Source organism: Bacillus sp. Bos-x628, from assembly GCF_040500475.1.
Lineage (GTDB): Bacteria > Bacillota > Bacilli > Bacillales > Bacillaceae > Bacillus > Bacillus maqinnsis.
In genome coordinates, this window is record NZ_CP159358.1 from 2,828,299 (window position 1) to 2,844,376 (window position 16,078).

The 16,078-nt window shown below is 39.9% G+C and carries 17 protein-coding genes and 1 pseudogene; 13 read left to right on the forward strand and 5 right to left on the reverse strand.

The features are described 5' to 3' along the window. Positions 1-101 precede the first annotated feature (101 nt). The 4 genes from ABVJ71_RS14515 to ABVJ71_RS14530 all read left to right on the forward strand — a co-directional run bounded on the left by ABVJ71_RS14515 (position 102) and on the right by ABVJ71_RS14530 (position 5,479). Positions 102-1,403 carry a homoserine dehydrogenase gene (locus tag ABVJ71_RS14515; protein ID WP_353854647.1) on the forward strand — a complete coding sequence of 434 codons (1,302 nt, stop codon included), beginning with the start codon at positions 102-104 and terminating at the stop codon, positions 1,401-1,403. Continuing rightward, entirely contained in the window at positions 1,403-2,464 is a 1,062-nt protein-coding gene (gene thrC, locus ABVJ71_RS14520) for a threonine synthase (RefSeq protein WP_353854648.1), read from the forward strand. Before ABVJ71_RS14515 ends, thrC begins: the two co-directional genes overlap by 1 nt. Next, positions 2,461-3,381, forward strand: a complete 921-nt coding sequence (thrB, locus tag ABVJ71_RS14525) for a homoserine kinase (RefSeq protein ID WP_353854649.1) — start codon at positions 2,461-2,463, stop codon at positions 3,379-3,381. Before thrC ends, thrB begins: the two co-directional genes overlap by 4 nt. A gap of 124 nt (positions 3,382-3,505) precedes the next feature. After that, a complete protein-coding gene (locus ABVJ71_RS14530; RefSeq protein WP_353854650.1) occupies positions 3,506-5,479 on the forward strand; it encodes a S9 family peptidase in 1,974 nt (657 codons plus the stop codon). A 43-nt stretch (positions 5,480-5,522) separates the two neighbouring features. Here the strand turns inward: ABVJ71_RS14530 and ABVJ71_RS14535 are convergent. Continuing rightward, a pseudogene (locus ABVJ71_RS14535) lies at positions 5,523-5,859 on the reverse strand (NifU family protein). A gap of 84 nt (positions 5,860-5,943) precedes the next feature. On the opposite strand from ABVJ71_RS14535, the gene ABVJ71_RS14540 reads away from it, so the two are divergent. Both ABVJ71_RS14540 and ABVJ71_RS14545 read left to right on the forward strand, forming a co-directional pair. Further along, positions 5,944-6,273: a YuzD family protein gene (locus ABVJ71_RS14540; protein WP_353854651.1), complete on the forward strand. Its 330-nt coding sequence runs from the start codon at positions 5,944-5,946 to the stop codon at positions 6,271-6,273. Positions 6,274-6,374: 101 nt separating this feature from the next. Then, complete coding sequence (locus ABVJ71_RS14545; protein WP_353854652.1) at positions 6,375-6,605, forward strand: hypothetical protein; 231 nt, start codon at positions 6,375-6,377, stop codon at positions 6,603-6,605. A 51-nt stretch (positions 6,606-6,656) separates the two neighbouring features. Here the strand turns inward: ABVJ71_RS14545 and ABVJ71_RS14550 are convergent, their stop codons facing one another. Then, a complete protein-coding gene (locus ABVJ71_RS14550; RefSeq protein WP_353854653.1) occupies positions 6,657-7,724 on the reverse strand; it encodes an NAD(P)/FAD-dependent oxidoreductase in 1,068 nt (355 codons plus the stop codon). A gap of 254 nt (positions 7,725-7,978) precedes the next feature. Between ABVJ71_RS14550 and ABVJ71_RS14555 the strand changes: the two genes are divergently transcribed. The 4 genes from ABVJ71_RS14555 (at position 7,979) to ABVJ71_RS14570 (ending at position 10,718) form a co-directional block, all read left to right on the forward strand. Then, positions 7,979-8,215 carry a YuzB family protein gene (locus ABVJ71_RS14555; RefSeq protein ID WP_008346813.1) on the forward strand — a complete coding sequence of 79 codons (237 nt, stop codon included), beginning with the start codon at positions 7,979-7,981 and terminating at the stop codon, positions 8,213-8,215. Positions 8,216-8,521: 306 nt separating this feature from the next. After that, entirely contained in the window at positions 8,522-9,007 is a 486-nt protein-coding gene (locus ABVJ71_RS14560; protein WP_353854654.1) for a hypothetical protein, read from the forward strand. A 419-nt stretch (positions 9,008-9,426) separates the two neighbouring features. After that, positions 9,427-10,281, forward strand: a complete 855-nt coding sequence (gene dapF / locus ABVJ71_RS14565; RefSeq protein WP_353854655.1) for a diaminopimelate epimerase — start codon at positions 9,427-9,429, stop codon at positions 10,279-10,281. A 74-nt stretch (positions 10,282-10,355) separates the two neighbouring features. Beyond that, positions 10,356-10,718, forward strand: coding sequence for an iron-sulfur cluster assembly accessory protein (locus ABVJ71_RS14570; protein WP_353854656.1), 363 nt, complete (start codon positions 10,356-10,358; stop codon positions 10,716-10,718). 155 nt (positions 10,719-10,873) lie between these two features. Here the strand turns inward: ABVJ71_RS14570 and ABVJ71_RS14575 are convergent, their stop codons facing one another. Then, complete coding sequence (locus tag ABVJ71_RS14575) at positions 10,874-11,770, reverse strand: DUF2268 domain-containing protein (RefSeq protein WP_353854657.1); 897 nt, start codon at positions 11,768-11,770, stop codon at positions 10,874-10,876. Further along, a complete protein-coding gene (locus ABVJ71_RS14580) occupies positions 11,754-12,521 on the reverse strand; it encodes a MerR family transcriptional regulator (protein ID WP_353854658.1) in 768 nt (255 codons plus the stop codon). The genes ABVJ71_RS14575 and ABVJ71_RS14580 overlap by 17 nt, the downstream gene beginning before the upstream one ends. A gap of 266 nt (positions 12,522-12,787) precedes the next feature. Here ABVJ71_RS14580 and ABVJ71_RS14585 point away from each other — a divergent pair, with 266 nt between their 5' ends. Next, positions 12,788-12,994 (forward strand): hypothetical protein, encoded by a 207-nt coding sequence (locus ABVJ71_RS14585; protein ID WP_353854659.1) that lies wholly within the window; start codon positions 12,788-12,790, stop codon positions 12,992-12,994. Positions 12,995-13,039: 45 nt separating this feature from the next. Here ABVJ71_RS14585 and yumC read toward each other — a convergent pair whose 3' ends face one another. Then, complete coding sequence (gene yumC / locus ABVJ71_RS14590) at positions 13,040-14,038, reverse strand: ferredoxin--NADP reductase 2 (protein ID WP_353854660.1); 999 nt, start codon at positions 14,036-14,038, stop codon at positions 13,040-13,042. A 390-nt stretch (positions 14,039-14,428) separates the two neighbouring features. Here yumC and ABVJ71_RS14595 point away from each other — a divergent pair, with 390 nt between their 5' ends. Continuing rightward, positions 14,429-15,646, forward strand: coding sequence for an NAD(P)/FAD-dependent oxidoreductase (locus tag ABVJ71_RS14595; protein WP_353856701.1), 1,218 nt, complete (start codon positions 14,429-14,431; stop codon positions 15,644-15,646). A 294-nt stretch (positions 15,647-15,940) separates the two neighbouring features. Next, positions 15,941-16,069 carry a YuiA family protein gene (locus ABVJ71_RS14600; protein WP_353854661.1) on the forward strand — a complete coding sequence of 43 codons (129 nt, stop codon included), beginning with the start codon at positions 15,941-15,943 and terminating at the stop codon, positions 16,067-16,069. Positions 16,070-16,078 lie beyond the last annotated feature (9 nt).

Below are 16,078 nucleotides of genomic sequence, written 5' to 3' on the forward strand. Positions count from 1 at the left end.
AATGAGGATACCCCTTTATAATGTGTGTACATTGAATGTCTGTGTTAGGTTAACAAATGTCCTTATAGAAAGGACATTTACGGAGAAAGGTGGAATTTCAGGTGGAGGCAATTCGAGTTGGATTACTAGGATTAGGAACAGTGGGGAGCGGTGTCGTCAAGATTATTCAAGATCATCAGGATAAATTCATGCACCAGATCGGCTGTCCTGTATTAATACAAAAAGTACTTGTTAGCAATCCCGACAAAAAAAGAGATGTGGATGTGGCAAGAGAGGTCTTCACAACTGAAGTATATGATGTGATTAGAGATCCAAAGGTCGACGTCATCATTGAAGTGATGGGCGGCATTGAACATACAAAACAATACTTAATTAATGCCTTAAATGAAAAGAAACATGTCATTACAGCTAACAAAGATTTAATGGCACTTTATGGAACAGAGTTATCACATGTAGCGAAAGAGAACGGCTGCGATCTTTATTATGAAGCGAGTGTGGCTGGTGGAATTCCAATCCTCAGAACATTAGAAGAAGGATTAGCTTCTGATCGAATCACAAAGATGATGGGAATCGTCAACGGCACAACAAATTTCATTTTAACGAAAATGAATGTCGAAAAAAGTGCGTATGAGGATGTATTAAAGGAAGCACAAGATCTTGGCTTTGCTGAAGCGGATCCAACTGCAGATGTTGAAGGATTGGATGCAGCGAGAAAAATGGCCATTCTTGCAAGGCTTGGTTTTTCAATGAATGTGGAATTAGAGGATGTAACGGTCAAAGGTATCACGGCAATCTCTGATGAAGATATAAATTTCAGTAAACGGTTTGGCTATACAATGAAGCTGATCGGCATTGCGCAAAGAGATGGGGATAAAGTCGAGGTCAGTGTACAGCCTACCCTATTACCTGATCATCATCCGCTATCTTCAGTCAATAATGAATTCAACGCTGTGTACGTCTACGGAAGTGCAGTGGGAGAAACGATGTTCTATGGGCCTGGAGCAGGTAGTTTACCAACAGCAACAGCCGTTGTATCAGATTTAATGGCTGTGATGAAAAACATGCGTCTTGGGGTGAACGGAAGCGGATTTATCGCGCCGCAATTTGAGAAAAAAATCAAATCATCATCTGAAATATTTGCACAGCAATTTTTAAGAATTCATGTCAGAGATCAAGTAGGGGCATTTTCCCGAATTACGTCTATTTTCGCTGAACGGGGCATCAGCTTTGAAAAAATACTTCAGCTTCCAATTCAAGGACATGATGAACTGGCTGAGATTGTCATTATTACACATCAGACGTCAGAAGAAGATTTCTCTCATATTTTGCAAAAATTAAATGATCTCGACGTTGTGGTTCAAGTGAAGAGCACTTATCGAGTAGAAGGGAACGGTTTAAGCTGATGAAGTGGAATGGACTTATTGAAGAATTTCAAGACTTCTTACCAGTAAACGAAAAAACACCAAAACTCACACTCAATGAGGGAAACACACCTCTGATCCATCTGGCCAAGCTTTCTGAAAAGCTTGGCATTGAGCTGCATGTGAAAACAGAAGGTGTCAATCCAACCGGTTCCTTTAAAGATAGAGGAATGGTCATGGCCGTTGCAAAGGCAAAAGAAGAAGGCAATGATACGATCATGTGTGCTTCGACAGGGAACACATCTGCAGCTGCTGCCGCTTATGCGGCTCGTGCAGATATGAAATGTATCGTCATTATCCCAGATGGGAAAATTGCCTTTGGTAAGCTGGCACAAGCGGTCATGTATGGTGCGGAAATTATTGCTATTGACGGCAACTTTGATGATGCACTTAAGATTGTACGTAGCATTTGTGAAAAAGCACCGATTGCACTTGTCAATTCAGTCAATCCTTATCGAATTGAAGGACAAAAGACAGCCGCATTTGAAATTTGTGAACAGCTTGGTTCTGCACCAGACGTAGTTGCTATTCCTGTTGGAAATGCAGGGAATATCACTGCTTACTGGAAAGGGTTCAAAGAATATCATGAACGAAAGGGAACCGGACTGCCAGTGATGCGCGGCTTTGAGGCTGAAGGTGCGGCAGCAATCGTCAGAAATGAAGTCATTCAGCAGCCGGAAACGGTTGCGACTGCGATCCGCATTGGAAATCCAGCGAGCTGGAAACAAGCTGTTCAAGCGGCAGACGAATCAAATGGTAAAATTGATGAAGTAACAGATGAAGAAATTCTTCATGCCTATCAAATGATCGCCCGTGAAGAAGGTGTTTTTGCAGAGCCAGGCTCATGTGCTTCCATTGCAGGTGTGCTGAAACAAGTGAAATCTGGTGAAATCAAACCTGGCAATAAAGTGGTTGCGGTCTTAACAGGAAACGGCTTGAAAGATCCAAACACAGCCATTGACATTTCACACATCAAACCGGTCACCCTCGATGCAGACGAAAATCAAATTCTTGCCCATTTAGAAAGGGCCGCACGCGTATGAGTGAAGCCTCCATGCTTTTTTCAATCACAGTACCAGCTAGCACTGCCAATTTAGGACCAGGTTTTGATTCAGTGGGAATGGCGCTTAGCCGCTATTTAAAGCTATCGGTCTACGCCCATGACAACTGGCTGTTTGAAGCAGAAACAGATGTCGTGTCTGATATTCCAGCGGGCACTGATAATCTAATATATCAAACAGCCAAAAAGGTCGCAGATGACTTTGGAAAAACACTCCCGCCTGTTCATGTGAAAGTGTGGAGTGATATTCCATTGGCAAGGGGGTTAGGCAGCAGCGCCGCCGCAATTGTGGCAGCCGTTGAACTTGCGAACCAACTACTTGGACTGAATATATCAGATGATAAGAAGTTATTTTTTGCAAGTGAAGTAGAAGGTCATCCTGACAATGCAGGTGCCTCTTTATTTGGCGGTTTATTAATCGGTCTTCATGAAGAAGACAGAACGCATGCTGTCAAAGTACAGCATGTGGATATAGATGTTGTGGTGGTCATTCCCTTTTATGAAGTACTGACAAAAGATGCCCGAGATGTGTTGCCAAAGGATTTTTCATATAAAGATGCAGTAACAGCGAGTGCTGTGAGTAACGTCCTTGTCGCTGCCTTAATGACGCAAAACTGGTCGCTTGTCGGAGAAATGATGAATAAGGATTTATTTCACCAGCCTTATCGCACCATGCTCGTGCCAGAGTTGTCTAAGGTTGAACACGTTGCTTCATTAAAAGGAGCGTATGGAACGGCATTAAGCGGTGCTGGACCAACCATCCTCACATTAGTTGAAAAAGGGAAGGGAGAAGCACTTAAACAACAACTCTCACAGAATTTCCCGCATTGTGAAGTAGATTTACTGACGGTACCGGTAGAAGGTGTTGTCGTTGAACATCATACTGTCAATCAAGTGTAGGACGTGTGGATTGAGCACACGTTCTCATTTTGTTTTCTTATTGAATTTTTTTAAAGGAGAAAGCAGGGATTGTTATTTAGAGGATCGAACTATTTTTTATGGGATAAAAGGGGGAGATTCATTTTTGAAAAAGTCGGTTGTCGCAGAAGATTTGACGAAAATCGTTTCCGTTTCTAACCCAATCTATTCGCCAGACGGGAAAAAGGCTGTCTTTACAAAAGTAACCGTGAATGAGCAAAGAGATGATTACAATATTCATTTGTGGATGAGAAATGAAGCGGAAGCGAAAATATCTCAGTGGACATTCGAAGATGGAAAGCACCATCAGCCAGCTTGGTCTAACGATGGAGAGCAGCTTGCATTTATTTTACAAAAGCCGAAGGGAATCCCACAACTTGCATTAATTCAAAGTCAGGGAGGCGGTATCCGCATCTTAACGAAGATTCCATACGGGATATCAAATCCAGTCTTTTCATCGGATGGTTCTTTCATTTATGCGGGCGTTCCTTTAAAACAAACAGAATCTGTAGAAGACGAGGAAAAGCAAGAACGAGACGATTTTGCTCCAGCGATATATGATGATTTGACGTATAAAGCGGATGGAAGAGGTTTTTTAGAAGGTCGCTTTACACAAATCGTCAAAGTGGATACTCTTTCAGGGAAAATTGAGCAAATCACCAAACAGCAGGCAAACCATGTGAATCATACGATATCTCCTTGCGGAAAATGGCTAGCATATATTCAAACAACCCTTCGCACGCCTTACATAAGTGATGTGTTTCTCTTTTCATTAGAGGATGGTACAACCAAAAAAGTAACACAATCAAAGGGGGCCTACTCTAGCGTATCCTTTTCCCCAAACGGAGAAAAACTTGTGTTTATTGGACATGAACGAGAATTCCAAAATGCAACCTTTCCGTCATTATGGCTGTATGATTTGAAGGGAGAGAATATCCTCAATCTATCTGAAATGCTCGATATGTATGTTGGCAATTGTGTAGCAGGTGATAGTGTGATAGGTGACGTTAATCAAATCCCGCAATGGACAAAAGATAGTCAAGGGTTTTATGCGCTTGTATCTGATCAAGGAAGTACAGGAATTTACTATTTTTCGATTGAAGGATTAGCGTATCCAGTTCGACTAGAGGCGGAACATATCACCAACTTCAGTCTTCATCCAGATGAAACAAAGATGCTGGTCAGTCGTTTGTCATCCATTTCTCCAAGTGAGCTGTATGAGCTGACTTTAGGGGAACAAGCACTAAAGCAGCTGACCTTTGAGCATGAGTCGTTCCTAAAGGAACATACATTGTCAGTGCCAGAGCCGTTCTCTTTTCAATCGAAGGAAGGTGATACGGTGTATGGCTGGCTGATGAAGCCTGCCCATGTGGAAGAGGGGAAAAAGTACCCGCTCATTCTAGAGATTCATGGAGGACCGCATGCGATGTATGGTCATACGTATTTTCATGAATTTCAAATGCTCGCCTCTGAAGGGTATGCCATTGTTTACGTGAATCCTCATGGTAGTCACGGGTATGGTCAGATGTTTACCGACCGCGTGAGAGGAAACTATGGTGATGTAGATTATGAGGATGTCATGGATGCCGTTGACTATGTGTTAGAAACAGATGATATTCTTGATGAAACAAGGCTTGGTGTGACTGGAGGTAGTTATGGCGGATTTATGACCAACTGGATAATCGGACAAACGGATCGCTTTAAAGCAGCTATCACGCAGCGGTCGATCTCAAACTGGATTAGCTTTTATGGAATAAGTGATATTGGCTATTTCTTTACGAGGTGGCAGATTGGTGGAGATATTTACGATTCTATTGACAAGTTATGGGACCGTTCTCCATTAAAATATGCGAAGCAGATGCAAACCCCTCTTCTGATTTTACACAGTGATGAAGACTATCGCTGTCCGGTAGACCAAGCAGAGCAACTATTTGTAGCATTGAAAGAGCTTGGGAAAGATACACGACTGATCAAATTTCCGAAAGCGTCTCATGATTTATCCAGAAGCGGTCATCCCGCGCAACGAATACAAAGACTGACCTTTATCAATGAATGGTTTCGAGAGAAGCTATCCACATAAAAAAAACGACCTGCAATGGGTCGTTTTTGTATTCATATATGATTTAGAAAACCTGTTCAACTTCTACAACGCCAGGCACTTCTTCTAATAATGCACGCTCAATACCGGCTTTAAGTGTAATGGTTGAACTTGGGCAGCTTCCGCATGCACCAAGAAGACGCAATTTTACAATACCATCTTCAATGTCTACAAGCTCGCAGTCTCCACCATCACGTAATAGAAATGGACGAAGTTTGTCCAGTACTTCCTGTACTTGGTCTTTCATTTCGACTTCAGTCATTAGAGATATTCGCTCCTTTCACAACATATCACCATTATATTCATCTGGACGATAAAAATCTATTGATTGGTTTCAAAGTTTCTTTCTCATTATAGCACATTCTTATATTGAAACAAAAAGTCATTTTGACTTTTTTCAAACAGAAATTTCAGCTAAAATGAAAAAAGAACAGGGGGCTTGTAGAATGAATCAAATCGTTGATCTTTACGTATATGGAAGAGATGTACGATGTGCCAGCTGCGTGAATCTGCCTTCTTCAAAAGATACATATGAGTGGTTAGCTGCAGCGTTAAAACGAAAATATCCGAATCAACCTTTTCGCATCACATATGTCGATATTGAGCAACCTCCGGAAAATGAACGTCAAAAAGAGCTGTCCCAGCGGATTTTAGAGGATGAGTTCTTTTATCCGCTAGTCCTTGTAGAGGATCAAATTGTCGGAGAAGGCAATCCAAGACTAAAAGACATTTATCAAGAAATGAAGAAGTACGGCTACAAAGAGAGCAGCGAATAAGCTGTTCTTTTTTTGAGAAAAATAAATAGAACGCACGTTCTTTTTAGGATTGAAAAAGAACGCATGTTCGTTTATAATGAAATCAAAGGAGCGTGAGCATTATGAATGATTTACTTAAACAATCTCTTCATCAGAAAACACCGATTGAAATGATTTATATGAAGAAAAACGGAGATTGCACGAAGCGGAAAATGATTGTACACCGTCAATCTGAACAATTGATACAAGCGTATTGTTTATCGAAGAAGACAATGAGAACATTTCGTAAAGACTGCATTCTTGCCCTTGCTCCTATACGTTTTACAAAACCATCGGCACATGCCGTTTCATAGAAAAAAGCTCCTTTTCAAGTTAAGGAGCTTTGAGAAAAAATTCGCATAGAATTAACCATTGTGATGCTTGTACATCCAAAGGAGTCCTGATTTTAGTAGTCTTGGTACACGTCCCACAAGCGGACGATCGGCAACTAAGCCAAAGCCTGCTTTTTTTCCTAAAGAACCTAATACGCCTTTCAGTTTAAACTGCGGATACGCTTCAGGTAGAGGCTCGTTTTTCCAACGTTTTTGTAGAGACTGGACGATTTGTTCCGCCTGTGCTTCAGCAAGTTGTGCACTTGGTGCATGCGGAAGGCTTGCACAATCACCAACGACATATACATGCTCATCTCCAGGGAGATTATGATGAGGTGTTAATACCACACGACCTTGTGCGTCTTTTTCAACTTCCATGTCTCGTACCACTTTGCTTGGCTGAATGCCTGCTGTCCACACAATGACATCTGCTTCAATCGCATGATCATGGTTATAAACGAGTCCTTCTTCAACCTTCGTAATATTTGCGCAATTAATGATCTGCACGTCATTTTCTTCAAACCACTTCTGTACATATAGACTTAATCTCTTTGGAAAGCTTGATAGAATCAGTTCTCCACGGTCAAATAGAATAATGTTTAAATCAGCTCTGCTTTCTCGCAGTTCACTGGCTAGCTCTACCCCGCTTAGCCCAGCACCGACAATCGCAACCGTTGCACCTGCACTTAAGTTGTTTAATTTGTTATACGTAAGTCTTGACTGATCAATGGTTTGAATGCTGTATGTATGTTCCTTTGCACCAGGGACATCATGGTACTTGTCCTCACAGCCGAGTCCAATGACAGTGTCGTCATATGGAATCGGTTCACGATCGCTGAATAAGATCAGTTTGTTTTCAAGATCAATTTTTTCAACTTCCCCATATTGAATATCCAGCTTTGGATGCTCTGGAAAGGATACTCGAATGTGATGATCAGAGATTGTTCCAGCAGCAAGTGCATAATATTCTGTTTTTAAACAGTGGTAAGGGTTTCGATCAATTAATGTGATGGTTACATCATCAGGTAATTGATTTGGCAATAAGCGGTGGAGAACCCGCATATTCCCGTAACCTCCGCCGATCAAGACTAATTTTTTCATGACGATTCTCCTTTTCCCCCTAGACATTGAAAAACACTTATACTAAAAAACTTTAAGTTAAAATACCAAATAAAATTATATCGAATTTACTGTGAAACCACAATAATTGTTTCAAAATAACCTACATATTCATTAGTTAGTCCTAATTAGTAAAACATGTTACGCAGATTAGGTGTAACGATTTAGGTAAGCTCATTTTTTGACTAATGAGGTCAAATTCGGTAGGATGTAAAGGCAATGTGAGGTGAAGCACAGTGTTTCCACTGATCGAATTTTGTGTAAGCAATCTTGCACAAGGGTCTCAAGAAGCAAAAGAGAAGCTTGAAAAAGACCCAAACCTAGATGTAATGGAATACGGTTGTTTAAGCTACTGCGGGAAATGTATGGACTCCCCATTTGCGCTTGTGAATGGAGAATTTGTTTCAGGAGAAAATGCAGAGCAGCTAGTAGAGCGTATCTATGCTTTTATAGAGGAAAATGACATGTTTTAAATGCACCATATCGGAACAGGAGGTGCATTTTTTTAAAACTTGGAGCTTCCATTTTCAAGGAGAATCGATAGAAAGCGCATCCAATATGTTATGCTAATAAAATATCATTAAAATGAAGAATTGGTTTTGTTCGGTGGCTAGACAGATGATGCGAAACCGCTAAATCCTGAGTTTATGAGGGCTGTTAGTGTGAATGTTATAAGACCTTGGGGAAATTTTTTTCCTTAGTTTTCATTGTAAATCTTCCTATATTTGTTGTATTCAGGTGACATCATGGCATGACAAGAGAGGAAGGGCTGGGCATAAATGGGTAAAAAAACTAAAAGAAAAAACGATTCTGTTGGAGATCATATGTTTGCTATTGTCGTTGTTTTTCTTATGTGTATGTTCATTATTTCTTCACCTTTTTTGATGTTTTTAGGAGTTTTTAAATTAGTGTCCTTGTTCCCAGATGTTTCAATCAATACAAGTGGTACTTTTAATTCTTTTGTAGTTTTATTTAAGTTTTTCTTGCTAACAGTAGTAGTGGTGGGTGTTGTAGATATAGTGTTCTCCCAAGTTTTGATGAAAAAAAAGGGATTCTTCAATTATGTTAGTGAAGCTATATTCATGTTTGGTGTGTTTTATCTTTATGTTTTGATTTATTCATTGAATGCTCAGGAGATTGTTATAAGGAATAATGGTGTATTGTGGGTATCTTTATTTTTGTTTATTTTGTATGTGGTGATCACTTCAGTGTATCCAATTTCAAAAAGGATACATGGCATGATGAGTAATATCCAGAATAAATAAAAATTTATCATTGACTGATTTTCACACGCCTGACAATGGAGAGATTTTGGTACACCCGTAAGTGAGTATAAGTGTGCCATCATCATGGGGTACACTCTATTTTCAAAATTGCTACCACAAGAAAGGGAGCGTTTTGCTTAGCACACAGTAGCATCAATGGTTCAAAAAAGTGAAATAAGTTTCCAGTTTGTTTTGAGATGTCTCGGAAAATGGTGCACTCATAAGGAGCGTTAAAGTTTAAAAAAGGTAGTGAAAAATAGTCAACGGTACCACAAGGTCGAAAAAGGCATATGCATAATAAAAGCCCTTTGCCATGGCAGCAAAGAGCTTCTATGTATGAAAAACGGGGGATGATAAGATTGTCTCCTGAATTGACTCCTTTTATACTATAAAGAAACAAACATGTTTGGAGGACTTTCATGACATCATTTCAATTTACGAAAATGCACGGACTAGGGAATAATTATATCTACGTTAATCAAATACAAGAACAACTTCCAGAAGAGCAACTATCAGAGATAGCAATCCGCGTGTCTTCAGTTTATACAGGGATCGGTTCAGACGGGATGATTCTCATTTGTTCATCAGACGTTGCGCCTGTAAAGATGCGCATTTTCAACAATGATGGATCAGAGGGAAAAAACTGCGGCAACGGACTTCGTTGTGTCGCAAAATATGTATATGAGCATGAGATTGTGAAAGACACTACGTTTCAGATTGAAACGTTATCAGGGCTCGTTGAAGCCACTGTACATGTACAGGATGGTCACGTTCATTTAGTCACAGTGGATATGGGGAAACCTCGTTTTGAAAAAGAAGCGATGCCAATGCTGGGGGAGCCGGGCAGTACAACGATCAATGAGCCGCTTGATTTTGGCACTGCGACTTTAAATGGAACGGCCGTTTCAATGGGAAACCCGCATATCGTTTTCTATTTAGAGGACATTGAGAAAGCTCCGCTCGATACACTTGGACCGATTATTGAAAAGCACGAGACGTTCCCAGAAGGCGTCAATGTGGAATTTGTGGAAATTGTCAGCGAAACTGAATTGTATTTTCGTGTATGGGAAAGAGGTTCAGGTATCACGCAAGCCTGCGGGACTGGCGCATGTGCAGCTACTGTATCGACGATTGTCAATGGACATGCGAAAAAAGAAACAGATGTGACCGTTCACTTATCGGGTGGAGACTTAATCATACGCTGGCAGGACAATGATCATGTGCTCATGACAGGACCTGCTGAAACCATTTGTGATGGTCGCTTCTATCTATAAACCATATATTTGAGAAAAGACCGCATCACGTTTATAATTGATTAAGAAACATCCAGTCAAAAGGAGGGATGATTATGAGTACACCAGTTACGATTACAGAAGCTGCTGCGTTGCAGATTAAAGATATGATGAAAGAACATGAAGAAGAAAATGCATTCCTTCGAGTGGGCGTAAAAGGCGGCGGTTGCAGCGGTCTTTCATACGGGATGGGGTTTGACCACGAAAAAGCCGAAAAAGATACACAGTTTGAACAGCACGGCATTCAAGTCCTCGTCGACTCCGAAAGTCTTGATATCATGAAAGGAACCATCATTGATTTCAAACAATCATTAATGGGCGGCGGCTTCACCATCGATAACCCGAACGCCATTGCGTCATGCGGCTGCGGTTCTTCTTTTAGAACAGCCACGAATACCGGTACGCCGGAAGAGTGTTAAGGGTTAGTATCGATTAATTCTGTAAATCCATTTTGAATATTTAAAACCTCCTCAAATTGATTATTCATTCGAGGAGGTTTTTTGTGTTGTTTTTAAAGATACAAAAAGAGGACATGACTTAAATCAATCAACAATGTCCTCCTTTGTAAAGGTATTTAAGTAGAAAAAAGCTCGCAATTTCTTAGTATTTCTTCTGTACCAAGTAAGGTAGCTTCTTCAATCCCTACGTTATTGGTTTTCATGAAAGAATGTACAGCTTGATAGCCTACTGCATAACCTGCAAAGGCTGATAATCTGACAGGTTGATAGCCTTGTTCTTTGGCAATGGTATCACCAAACATATAACTACTGACCTCAGCAAACCCTTTCGTATGTAAAGCGTCTTTTATCACTTCATTTGAATATTCTAAGTCCTGTTTATCAAAAGAAGTGACCCAAGGTCCTAAAAGGTGTTCACCATAAAGTTCTTTTGCAAATGATTCAGCTAAACCCTCTATAATTAAGTAATCTCCAACTGTCACGTTTCCGTAATCCCATTCAAAATATGAAAAGCGGATATTATGATGGAATTCATGTGCAATGAGAGCAGGAATTCGTTGGATATTATAAGGAGTTGGATATAATACTACTTGAATAAAGCCAGGAATTCCTCCAAAACCACAATATTTTTTTTGCAGTTCAAGCTTCTTCGGATCAGCTATATATAGGCAAAATCTCAACTCATCAGCATTTATATGAAGGTTGTGCTTTTTTGTAAAATCCATACAATGATGCAAGGTGATATCCACGATTTGAAGAGCTTGAATTTCTTGTAATCTTTTTAATGCCTGTCGCCCAGTTTGTGTATCTGATATATCAAGATACCCGAGCATATTGGTTGCCATTATGACATCATAGCCATTTTGCTGTTTAGCTTTTAACGGAACGTTTATCATATTCCACATCTTTTCAAAAGGTTTCATCATTGTGTATCGAAAAAAATGTTCTTTATTGTGTTGCATTGAAAATAACTTTTCATATTGATCAACTGTATTTTCAATCATAATCTTCATTGCTATGCCCCCTTTTATGAAGAGTAGTAAAGACTTTCATCGCTTCGCTCATAAATGAAGCCAAGCCTTCGCCATATCGATCTATATTCTTTGTAAAACGTTCATCTTGAATATAGAGTTGGCCTAATCCGTGAAATGCATCAAAAGAGTAGTGATTAAAGTTTTTGTTTAATAAGTCATACCATTCTTTGATTGCGACTTGTACCGCTTTGGATTGAGGAGAATGATTGCGAAGGGAGGCTAGTTTATTAAATATCCTATCCCAGCTATTGGATAAGTCAATTTGTTCCTCTTTAGACAAATCCTTTAGTTTTGAGCTTACTTCATCAATAGTTTGATTTCCCCAACGCCGACGAGCTTCTTCTTCAAATTGATTAAATTTCATGTTCATAATCTCGAACCTTTCTTTATAGGTGAATTTAGTTTCTCCCGTCAAATGCTGTAGCGTCTTATCAATATTTTCAATCATTTTATCGAATTTATTTCGTTTCTCTATTAACATTTTTCTTTGTAAGGTAAAAGCTTCTTCCTTGTTAAAAGAAGGGCTATGCATCATCTTTTTGATTTCCTTCAAGGGAAATCCAAGTTCTCTGAAAAATAATATCTGTTGTAATGTTTCAAGGTTTTCTTCTGAATAGAGCCGATAACGATTATCAGAGACTTCTTTTGGAATCAATAAACCAATCTGGTCGTAATGATGAAGTGTACGAATGCTAATACCGAACAATTCAGCAACTTCTTTTACTTTCATATCAAGCCATCTCCTTATAGTATCCACTATAAAATATGACGTTACGTTAGGGTCAATAAAAATTCACACATTTAAAATAATAGGTTGTTGATTAATGACTTAACTTGATGATCGCTGTTCTCTGAATGTGGAATGATGTTTAACATGTTTGTCTCGCAAATCGCTCAACTTTGTTACAGCTTGCCCTCACAACTGGCTATTTCCGTTCGAAAAGAGTATCATGAAAATCAAATATAAACTGTAGTCAGAAAAGAGGTTGCTAAGATTTGAGTGAACAAATCAATTGCAGGAACTGTCATGAACTGATTCCTTATCGTTCGAAAATGTGTCCGTCTTGCGGGATTGAAAAGCCGCTTCCGAAGAAGGAACGTGCGAAGGATCGAGTGATTTTAGTGGTGGCAGGTATAGTTGTGGTGCTGCTTGTTGCAATGGTTCTTGGAATGGCGAACGCCTATATTGGGGTTTTTCAATAAACGAAAAAGGAGTTCCGCGGGTGGAACTCCTTTTTGGATCCGCTCTTATTTGTTTTCAAATAGGCTTGTGGAGTGAAGAGGCTGTACACGGGCTTTCGGATCCATGTATGCTTTTGCATTGTTCACCGCAGTTGGAGCTTCACCGAATCCGCTTGCGATCAGTTTGACTTTTCCTTCATACGTACAAATGTCTCCTGCTGCAAATAAGCCTTCAATATTTGTTTCCATTGTGGATTTGACGACGATTGAGTTCTTTTCAATTTCAAGGCCCCATTGCTTAATTGGTCCAAGGGAAGAAACGAAACCGAAGTTGACGATGACGTCATCTACATCAAGGACTTGTTTGCGGTCGCCTTTTACCTCTTCGAGCACGATCTGTTCAATGCGGTCTTCACCAATGAGTTCAGTAGGTACAAATGGTGTCAGCACATTGACTTTAGAGTTGTGCAGGTTTTCTACACTGTGCTCATGCGCACGGAATTTATCACGGCGGTGAATAATAGATACTTCTTTTGCAATTGGTTCAAGCATGAGTGCCCAGTCAACCGCAGAGTCTCCGCCGCCAAGAACAGCCACACGTCTGCCTGCAAATTGGTTCAAATCGTTGATAAAATAATGGAGGTTACTTCCTTCAAACGCTTCTGCTCTTTCAAGCTCTAGCTTTCTCGGTTGGAATGCACCGTTACCAGCTGTAATAATGATCGTTTTAGAATAATGAACCTCTTTGTTCGTCACAAGCTGAAAGATACCGTCAGCTTGTTTTTCAACCGATTCAACTGCTTGTTCTAAGCAAATGGTTTGATCAAATTTATCCATTTGTTCTTTTAAGTGATCAATTAATTCTTGTGCGCGGATTTTTGGAAATCCTGCCACATCATAAATGTATTTTTCAGGGTAAAGAGCAGATAGCTGCCCGCCGAGTTGAGGCAGACTTTCGATAATTTTCACACTTGCCTGTCTCATACCCCCGTAAAAAGCGGTAAACAATCCAACTGGACCGCCCCCGATCACGGTAATATCATATACCTTAGAATCTTCTTGCATTCCTGTAATCCTCCCAAATGAAAATTGTTATCACTATATCATATCATACCACATCTCTTCGATTTTACTGTTTTGAAAAACTTGTCGTTTTTTGAAGTGTAGGTTTAAAAAAGAAGCAAAAATGAGAAAGTCCGTTTATCACAAGGATTTTCCTTTTAAAGTCTTGAAAAACGAAGCAGAAATCGCTATGATTGTTAAGGGAACTAAATATTAATTTTTTATGAATTTTTGTCGGAAACGGTCAGATGCTTTCGATTTTTGTAGGTGAAAGTTCAGATTTTCACATACTTATTTTTTGTCTAAATTTCATAAAATGCCGGAAAGCGGTTGAGAATAACGATATATAATTCTTTATCCCGTTTTACAGCAAATTTAAAAAAGGTGGATGTGATTCCAGTGAATAAACCGAAAATCGTTATATTAGGTGCAGGTTATGGCGGATTAATGACAGTGACAAGACTAACTAAAAAGCTTGGCACAAATGATGCGGACATTACCCTTGTAAACAAGCATAATTACCATTACGAGACAACTTGGCTACATGAAGCAAGTGCAGGTACACTTCATCATGATCGTTGTCGTTATCAAATCAAAGATGTCATTAACAGTTCCCGCGTCAATTTTGTACAAGCAACAGTTCAAAGCATTGATAAAGAGGCTAAGAAAGTTGTGACATCAAATGGCGAACTTTCATACGACTACCTTGTTGTAGCGCTTGGTGCTGTTCCTGAAACATTTGGTATTGCTGGGCTAAAAGAGTATGCATTCTCTATTTCTAACATTAACTCTGCTCGTCAGCTTCGTGAGCACATTGAGCTTCAATTTGCCACATACAATAATGAAGCTGAAAAACGCCCAGAACGTTTGACAATCGTTGTTGGTGGTGCTGGCTTTACAGGAATTGAATTCCTAGGTGAGCTTGCAAATCGTGTTCCTGAGCTTTGCAAAGAGTACGACATTGATCAAAAAGACGTTCGTATTATCTGTGTAGAAGCTGCGCCGACAGCTCTTCCAGGGTTTGATCCAGAATTGATTGACTATGCAGTGAACTACCTTGAAAGTAAAGGTGTTGAGTTCAAAATCGGCACAGCAATCAAAGAGTGCACGAAAGAAGGAATTATTGTTGGGAAAGATGATGATACAGAAGAAATCAAAGCTGGTACTGTTGTTTGGGCTGCAGGTGTACGAGGTAATCCAATTGTTGAAGAAGCTGGATTTGAGAATATGCGTGGTCGCGTAAAAGTATCTCCAGACCTTCGTGTACCTGACCATGATGATGTCTTCATCATTGGTGACTGTTCATTAATCATTAATGAAGAAATCAATCGTCCATACCCGCCAACAGCGCAAATTGCAATGCAACAAGGGGAAACGGTTGCGAAAAACTTGGCAGCGCTAGTGAAAAACGGTACGCTTGAGAGCTTTAAGCCAGACATCAAAGGAACAGTTGCTTCTCTTGGTGAACACAACGCAGTAGGTGTTGCATTCGGCAAGAAGTTGCAAGGTACGAAAGCTTCTGCCATGAAGAAAATCATCGACAACCGATCTTTATTCATGGTTGGCGGACCCGGACTTGTTCTGAAAAAAGGTAAATTCAAATTCTTCTAAAATAAACAAATGGAAAACGTGTATCCTCGTGATACACGTTTTCAGATTGAATGACAAAGGGCTAAAATGGTTTTTATTTTAGCCCTTTGTCATCTTTTCAGCGATCTGAAAACCCTTGAAGTTGAGGAAGACCTATGCGGAGGGAATGAAACATTCGTGAGCACCGACGCTCGGGATCTGACAATCGTCTACACGTTTTTTCTTATAAAAAACGGAAGATTTTCTCACTTGGTGCTGGACAGTAAAGTATGGTATAGTGAATTATCAGAAAATTTAGATTAAGGAGTGGGCAATATGAAAACACAAACAAAAGAAAAGCAGTCCACCTGTCAATATTGTTCAGGGAAAGGGTATTTTCAGCTATTGCTCGGCGGATCTGAAACATGTGAGGAATGTAAAGGGACAGGAAAGAAGTATCGGTAAATAAGCATT

Coding starts and splice junctions, on each gene's coding strand:
- thrC (WP_353854648.1), top strand. CDS start 1,403: ATGAAGTGGAATGGACTTATTGAAGAATTTCAAGACTTCTTACCAGTA.
- thrB (WP_353854649.1), top strand. CDS start 2,461: ATGAGTGAAGCCTCCATGCTTTTTTCAATCACAGTACCAGCTAGCACT.
- ABVJ71_RS14540 (WP_353854651.1), top strand. CDS start 5,944: ATGAATCAAATCGTTGATCTTTACGTATATGGAAGAGATGTACGATGT.
- ABVJ71_RS14545 (WP_353854652.1), top strand. CDS start 6,375: ATGAATGATTTACTTAAACAATCTCTTCATCAGAAAACACCGATTGAA.
- ABVJ71_RS14550 (WP_353854653.1), bottom strand. CDS start 7,724: ATGAAAAAATTAGTCTTGATCGGCGGAGGTTACGGGAATATGCGGGTT.
- ABVJ71_RS14560 (WP_353854654.1), top strand. CDS start 8,522: ATGGGTAAAAAAACTAAAAGAAAAAACGATTCTGTTGGAGATCATATG.
- dapF (WP_353854655.1), top strand. CDS start 9,427: ATGACATCATTTCAATTTACGAAAATGCACGGACTAGGGAATAATTAT.
- ABVJ71_RS14570 (WP_353854656.1), top strand. CDS start 10,356: ATGAGTACACCAGTTACGATTACAGAAGCTGCTGCGTTGCAGATTAAA.
- ABVJ71_RS14575 (WP_353854657.1), bottom strand. CDS start 11,770: ATGAAGATTATGATTGAAAATACAGTTGATCAATATGAAAAGTTATTT.
- ABVJ71_RS14580 (WP_353854658.1), bottom strand. CDS start 12,521: ATGAAAGTAAAAGAAGTTGCTGAATTGTTCGGTATTAGCATTCGTACA.
- yumC (WP_353854660.1), bottom strand. CDS start 14,038: ATGCAAGAAGATTCTAAGGTATATGATATTACCGTGATCGGGGGCGGT.
- ABVJ71_RS14600 (WP_353854661.1), top strand. CDS start 15,941: ATGAAAACACAAACAAAAGAAAAGCAGTCCACCTGTCAATATTGTTCA.